Source organism: Jiella marina (assembly GCF_024359545.1).
Classification (GTDB): Bacteria; Pseudomonadota; Alphaproteobacteria; order Rhizobiales; family Rhizobiaceae; genus Jiella.
This window is the reverse complement of record NZ_JAKQZG010000029.1, coordinates 1-3464: the sequence shown is the minus strand read 5'-3', so window position 1 is coordinate 3464 and position 3464 is coordinate 1. Positions and strand designations below refer to the sequence as shown.

The window sequence follows — 3464 nt, the reverse complement described above, 5'->3', positions numbered from 1 at the left end:
GCTCGGGGGTGAGGCAGGGCGTGAGGCGCTCGACGCTGCCGTCACGGCTTACAAGGGGGCGCTGCGGGTCCGCACCGAAGCGGACATGCCGAGCGATTGGGCGATAACCCAGAACAATCTCGGCAACGCCTATCAGAGCCTTGGCGATCGGCTCGGGGGTGAGGCAGGACGCGAGGCGCTCGACGCCGCCGTCACGGCCTACAAGGCGGCGCTGCGAGTCTTCACCGAAGCGGACATGTCGAGCGCTTGGGCGACGACCCAGAACAATCTTGAGATTGCTTTGGCTAAGAGGGCCGCTCATCTGAAACAGAATTCGCAATTCTGTTTCACCCTGCCCGAATCAATAAAAGACGGTTTCTAGTTTTCTATTCCAAAAACTGCGAAGCCAGTTCAGTCGGTGATTTAATAATAATTTGAAATTTATCTAACAACTTTGTTGCTACATCTAAAATATCTCGATCTTCCGTAACAAATATATCTCTCCTATTTAGGATATGGTGCATAAGCTGTTTGCAATCTAGTCTATTATTCCATCCTACGATTTCTACAATTTCTAAAAATAGTTTATTATGCTCTTCACTGTAGAAGTAACTATGCGGTATTTCCTCAGAGCCATCTCCAAACCCGCTAAATCCCTCTTTGCATTTGCATTCTTTATCATCACATTGAAAGCCAAACGGTAAAGAATTTCGCGCCTTAATTTTAGAACCAGTTTCTTTAATCTCCATGTCGCTTACATAAATCTTGATATACCCAGCCTTCTCCAATTTCCGCAATATTTTCTGGTTAGCTCCTACATCCTTTGTTACCGTCAATGCTTGTTTCGCGTTCATTCTGAAATGATCCTTCGCCCATTTCTATAATGACTATTACCACTTGCTGCTTTGCAGCAATTTGGCTAGTTTTTCATATTGCTGACAACACAAGATATAGAGGTGCAGCATGGCAAGGCGGGCATTCGCCGTTCATCGCTATTTGTCCCATGGTGTCGATCTCGTCGGCCGTGACGTCGCCATGGTCGAACATGGGCGACGCGGGACCGTTCTTCGTGTTGAGACAGAAGAAGTTGATTTAAGCGATTTGATCTCCCCCGGCTGCATCATTGAAATGAATACAGCTATTGTCCGAGAAACGACAAAAGTCGGGCCTCTATATTACGAATTAAACGATAGTGACCGCGTGATGCTGCGCTGTTCGGATGAGGATTTGCAGGATGCACACCGGGCTTATCTCGACGGACTCGCGTCCATGGTCATGAGCGAAGAAACTCCATTCTAAGGAAATAGAAAGCGGTAAGATGGCATCTCTTAGCCAAACTTTTCTAATGAGAATTGGAACCCTCAGCGGACATAGTTCAAAAAATAACAATATCCCGATTAATAAATATAATGATATTATTGATATCATCAATAAAATTTCTGACAAAAATGCTAATCATAATAATATCGTGATATTAGCTGGATATGCTGGCGTTTTTTCGATTTGGTCATTTAATAAAACACACATTTCTGATCTGTATTCATTTATAATTTCGACATTCCTTATTATATCAGTAATATCTTTTATATTCTTTAACTTGTATCAAATGATTAAAATATCAAATTTTTCTTTGAAAATAGATGGATTTTTCTTATCAGCGTCATCAGGTGATGCTTCAATTGATGAAATTCAAATGGCAGAAATTATGAGAGATTATAATATAACACAAATTTCTATTAGAAAAACTTGGAAATGGTGTTTATATACTTCGGTATTATTCGCGTCTTTTTCCACATCTTTACTTTTGTTTTGTTTCTTCTGGCAATTCTACACTAGAATATTCATTTTAGATTCTATGTGATGTCCGGCTCGTGCCTTGTGAGGATACGCGCCCCGTGCCGCAAAATTAGCACACGGCCGGGGCGGTGCCGTTTCGCCAGCTCGAACACCTCGAACGCAAGCCGTAGCTCGGCCGTGCTGGCGATCCTTGGCGCGTCCATGTCCCCGGCCTGCGGGACATACTCGATCAGAAAGGCCAGCTCGTCATAAATCGATACCGGAATCCGGGGGCGGTTCATCGCTGCCCCGGCAGATCGAAAAACGCCGGGTTGGCGTGGCGGCTCGCCAGCTTGGCCGCAAGCTGCTCGACCTTCACGCGCCGTTCTTCGGGAAACGGCAGGTCGAGCGCCCGCCGTATTTGCCCCGTGATGGCCGTTTCGCCTGTCCGGCTGTCAAGATAGGCAAGCGCCTCTTGGAAAGGCTCGTCGGCCCGCAAATCCTCGTCCTCGGCGCATTTCGCGCCGTCGATCAGGACGGCTAAAGCTGTCTTGATCCCCTCGGCCCGCGCCAGCTCGTGCCCATACCCGCAAAAGGCCATGTCCTTAGCCCTTCTCCGCGCTTCATCCTCGACCTCGAACATGAGAACAAAAATAGAACAAAACGCGAGGCCTGCCAAGCGGAATCATCGGCCGTTGTCGGTCTCGTCCTGCACGGCGATGTAGCGGCGACCGCCGATCTCATAGACCAAAGCACCCTTAAGGCTGCCGATCACGTGCGAAAACACCTCCTCGATGGGGCGTCCCTCGGCATCGTCCGGAATCTCGACCTGCTGGCCGTTTTTTAGGGTGATGACGCGGCGATGTAGCCGGGTGACGTTGTCGTCGGTCACGGCCTACCCCAACACCGGCGCGACGGTTCTGCGGGTAAGCTGCACCTCAAACGCCGCGCCTTCGTCTTGCGCCAGATGGGTGATGATATCGAGGAGATTGACGGCGGTCGGGCGGCCGTCCGGCCCTAACATCCGCATGAGACTTTTCGGGCTCTTGCCCGTGCGCCGACCAAGTTCCTCGAACCCGATGCTGGCGTTCACGTGGGCGCGTAAAAGGGCGCGGCCTTCGTCAATCTCGCCGTTCAAGAGCGAGTTGGCCGCATCTTCGAGAAGATGGCGGGCAAATTCGGGTTTGCGTTCGGCAATGGCCTTGAGGGCGTCGCTATAGGGTCTGATCGGCATGGTCTTAGTCCTCCTGTTTCTGGGTCTTCTTCTCCGCTTTGTAGGCCGCCCATAGGGAACGCGCCCGTTTGATATCCTGATCCTGCTGGCGCTTCGTGCCGCCGCAAAGCAGGATGATAAGCCGGTCGCCCTCCTGCCCGAGATAAACGCGGTATCCGGGGCCGTGTGAAACCCGCAGCTCGTACAAGCCGCCGCGCAAGCTTTTCAGCTTGCCGGTGTTGCCCGCTTCGAGATGATCGAGGGCCAAAATCACGCGCTTGGACGCCTGCCGATCCAGCTCCTCCAGCCAATCGGTGATTTGCGAATGGCCGTTTTCGTCGGTGTAATAAACCAGCTCAGTCATGCAGAACGGTAACATATATGTTACTATGAGGCAATAGGTACGTATTCCTTATAAAACGCGCCACAAGCACCTCTGAAGACAATTGCGGCTTCTCGGCTGTCCCCGAATTCAGGGACTTTTCGCCATCTTGTC

At 50.4% G+C, this 3464-nt stretch carries 7 protein-coding genes and 1 pseudogene; 3 read left to right on the top strand and 5 right to left on the bottom strand.

All coding sequences use genetic code 11. The features are described 5' to 3' along the window. Positions 1-361: pseudogene (locus tag MF134_RS23685) on the top strand (hypothetical protein); the annotation flags it as partial. Positions 362-365: 4 nt separating this feature from the next. On the opposite strand, the gene MF134_RS23680 reads toward MF134_RS23685, so the two are convergent. Next, positions 366-833, bottom strand: a complete 468-nt coding sequence (locus MF134_RS23680) for a hypothetical protein (protein ID WP_255341857.1) — start codon at positions 831-833, stop codon at positions 366-368. A 109-nt stretch (positions 834-942) separates the two neighbouring features. Between MF134_RS23680 and MF134_RS23675 the strand changes: the two genes are divergently transcribed. Both MF134_RS23675 and MF134_RS23670 read left to right on the top strand, forming a co-directional pair. Further along, a complete protein-coding gene (locus MF134_RS23675; protein ID WP_255341856.1) occupies positions 943-1278 on the top strand; it encodes a hypothetical protein in 336 nt (111 codons plus the stop codon). A 19-nt stretch (positions 1279-1297) separates the two neighbouring features. Beyond that, complete coding sequence (locus MF134_RS23670) at positions 1298-1840, top strand: hypothetical protein (protein WP_255341855.1); 543 nt, start codon at positions 1298-1300, stop codon at positions 1838-1840. Positions 1841-2053: 213 nt separating this feature from the next. Here the strand turns inward: MF134_RS23670 and MF134_RS23665 are convergent, their stop codons facing one another. The 4 genes from MF134_RS23665 to MF134_RS23650 are packed head-to-tail and all read right to left on the bottom strand — an operon-like array spanning position 2054 to position 3332. Further along, positions 2054-2434 carry a hypothetical protein gene (locus MF134_RS23665; protein ID WP_255341854.1) on the bottom strand — a complete coding sequence of 127 codons (381 nt, stop codon included), beginning with the start codon at positions 2432-2434 and terminating at the stop codon, positions 2054-2056. A gap of 6 nt (positions 2435-2440) precedes the next feature. Beyond that, the gene (locus tag MF134_RS23660; RefSeq protein ID WP_255341853.1) at positions 2441-2647 is read right to left on the bottom strand and encodes a hypothetical protein; all 207 of its coding nucleotides are present in this window, start codon (positions 2645-2647) and stop codon (positions 2441-2443) included. 3 nt (positions 2648-2650) lie between these two features. Beyond that, on the bottom strand, positions 2651-2989 hold the full coding sequence (locus MF134_RS23655; RefSeq protein WP_255341852.1) for a transcriptional regulator: 339 nt from the start codon (positions 2987-2989) through the stop codon (positions 2651-2653). A 4-nt stretch (positions 2990-2993) separates the two neighbouring features. Beyond that, positions 2994-3332 (bottom strand): type II toxin-antitoxin system RelE/ParE family toxin, encoded by a 339-nt coding sequence (locus tag MF134_RS23650; protein WP_255341851.1) that lies wholly within the window; start codon positions 3330-3332, stop codon positions 2994-2996. Between the last annotated feature and the right edge of the window lie 132 nt (positions 3333-3464).

What these genes read in the sequence shown, in the direction of transcription:
- MF134_RS23670 (WP_255341855.1), top strand. Translation starts at nt 1,298, where the DNA reads ATGGCATCTCTTAGCCAAACTTTTCTAATGAGAATTGGAACCCTCAGC.
- MF134_RS23655 (WP_255341852.1), bottom strand. Translation starts at nt 2,989, where the DNA reads ATGCCGATCAGACCCTATAGCGACGCCCTCAAGGCCATTGCCGAACGC.
- MF134_RS23680 (WP_255341857.1), bottom strand. Translation starts at nt 833, where the DNA reads ATGAACGCGAAACAAGCATTGACGGTAACAAAGGATGTAGGAGCTAAC.
- MF134_RS23675 (WP_255341856.1), top strand. Translation starts at nt 943, where the DNA reads ATGGCAAGGCGGGCATTCGCCGTTCATCGCTATTTGTCCCATGGTGTC.
- MF134_RS23650 (WP_255341851.1), bottom strand. Translation starts at nt 3,332, where the DNA reads ATGACTGAGCTGGTTTATTACACCGACGAAAACGGCCATTCGCAAATC.